The organism is Neisseria sp. P0001.S005, assembly GCF_051963715.1.
Genome location: NZ_JBQCTZ010000355.1, coordinates 1 through 2,061 on the forward strand (window position 1 = coordinate 1; position 2,061 = coordinate 2,061).

4 protein-coding genes are annotated in these 2,061 nt (G+C 53.1%); all 4 read right to left on the reverse strand.

Annotation, left to right across the window (positions count from 1 at the left end):
- A partial coding sequence (locus ACTHSP_RS20065) for a peroxiredoxin family protein (protein ID WP_440346780.1) occupies nucleotides 1-320 on the reverse strand: 320 nt, incomplete at its 3' end.
- Nucleotides 317-700, reverse strand: a complete 384-nt coding sequence (locus tag ACTHSP_RS20070; RefSeq protein ID WP_049335809.1) for an acyl-CoA thioesterase — start codon at nucleotides 698-700, stop codon at nucleotides 317-319. The genes ACTHSP_RS20065 and ACTHSP_RS20070, both read right to left, overlap by 4 nt.
- Entirely contained in the window at nucleotides 700-1,062 is a 363-nt protein-coding gene (locus tag ACTHSP_RS20075; RefSeq protein WP_003681812.1) for a hypothetical protein, read from the reverse strand. The genes ACTHSP_RS20070 and ACTHSP_RS20075 overlap by 1 nt, the downstream gene beginning before the upstream one ends.
- Before the next feature lie 114 nt (nucleotides 1,063-1,176).
- The gene (locus ACTHSP_RS20080) at nucleotides 1,177-2,004 is read right to left on the reverse strand and encodes an MlaA family lipoprotein (RefSeq protein WP_049335811.1); all 828 of its coding nucleotides are present in this window, start codon (nucleotides 2,002-2,004) and stop codon (nucleotides 1,177-1,179) included.
- Between the last annotated feature and the right edge of the window lie 57 nt (nucleotides 2,005-2,061).

Consider the following 2,061-nt stretch of genomic DNA (forward strand, 5'->3'; position numbering starts at 1 on the left):
GGAAGGCCGTATTCTTTGACGTACTGATGGACGCTCTCAATAGGGTCGATGGGCTGGGCAATGCCGAGGACTTGGAAATTTTTGCCTTGATAATCTTGGGCGGTTTTGATGATTTTAGGCATCTCGCTCACGCAGCCGGGGCAGGAGGGAAACCAGAAGTTAATGAGGGTAACTTTGTCTTTTAAATCGGCGTTGGTAATGGTTTTGCCTTGCAGGTCGGGCAGGGCGAAATCAGGGGCGGCTTTGTTGCTGGGGATAAGGACGAAGGTAAGAAGCGCGCCAATTGTGGCAACGATGAGGAGTGTGAGTATTTTTTTCATGATTCGAGGTTTTGAATGACGTGTGCTAAGGTTTTGGGAACGCTGATGCTACGGCCGCTTTCGCTGCTGACGGGCATAAGGGTCACTTCGGCTTCGATGGCAGCTTTGCCGTTGGGCAGGGTCGCGGTTTGGCTGAGGATGATGTGGCGTGTGCCGATGTCTTTCAGACGGCCTGTGAAGGTTAAAACATCGCCTTCAAGCGACGGGCGGCGATAGCGGATGTCAACGCGTGCAACAACGAGCATGATGCCTTTGAGTTCGGACAGAAGGTCATGCTCTTGAAAAAACGTCCAGCGCGCTTCTTCGAGAAATTCGAGATAGCGTGCATTGTTGACGTGGCCGTAGCCGTCAAGGTGGTAGTTGCGGACGGTCAGTTTCATCAGTTGAGATTGATGGGTTGGAACTCTTCGCGTGCGATTGGTTCGTGTTCGAGGTCGGTAATCACGGTGGAGAGTTGGATATCGAACCATTCGTTGAAAATGTCGGCATCCAAATCCGGCCATTCGCTTTCGTCTTCGCACCAGTCGGCCAATTCGGCAGCAAAAATATCTTCAAAACGCGCTTCGATTTCGTCCCATACTTCGTCGGCAGTTTCGCATGGGCGAACGAGGTAGGAATTGGCATCGGCTTGAATGTCTTCCAGTGTCAGGCCGTCTAGGTGATTGCCGGGCAGGGATTTCAGCCAGTTCCAAAATGGATCGAGGGGGATAAGCAGGAAGACGCTGCGGTTGACTTCGTACATGGTGTTTTCCTTGGTTTCTGTATAGTTGAATGATATAGCAAAGGTGGTGGACTGGCTATCTTTTGGGGGATAAAGGCCGTCTGAATTTCAGACGGCCTTTATTTTTGGGAACAATCAGAGGTTTTCTGATGGTGTTTGATACAGGGTTTGGGGATTGGCTGTATCGGGAATTTCTGCCGGAGCGGTTTGAGGGGCTGTTACCGGTTCGGAAGTGGCATTGCTGTCCACTAAGTCATCAATGTCGATGTTGTCGTCTTCGCTTTGAGGGAGCGTGCCGCCGGTTTGTTGGGTGCGGACTTTCATGTAAAGGTCGCGTGTGTAGCTGTATTTGTCGATGGCTGCACCTTCGAGGCTGTCGGTCAGGTCGAGCAGTTCTTCACGGGTGTTGATGGCTTGCAGGCCGATTGTGCCCCAGCGTCCTGCTCTGGTGTGGAAGACGGCATTTTTAACCGGATAGACGGTGGTGACGGCGTTGCCGACGGTATCGCGTACGGTAGACGGGCCGAGTAGGGGGACAACGAAGTAGTTGCTGTTTTTCCAGCCCCATGAGGCGAAGGTATCGCCGAGGGTGTTTTTATTGCTGGGCACACCGCCTGCACCGGCTACGTCGATTAAACCGCCAAGGCCGAAGGTGGTGTTGATGCCGACGCGGACGAGGTCTTCGCTGGCGCGTTTGACGTCAAGGCGCAGTACATTGCTGCCGAAGCTGACGACATCGCGCAGGTTGTTGAAGAAGTTGATCACGCCGGTACGCACCGGTTTGGGCGTTATTTTGCGATAACCGCGTGCGACAGGGGAAAGGACGTATTTGTCTGCTTTGTCGTTGAACTTGGAAACGGTACGGTTGTAGCCTTCGTAAGGGTCGGCTGGATTGCGTTCGGCAAGTGCGGGAGCGGAGGCTATGCTGATGAGGAGGCAGAGTGAAGCGGTGGTTTTTTTCATGATTGCAACCAGTCTTTGATTTCGTAAAGTTCGGCCAGTGCGCGGACGGAATCGGGA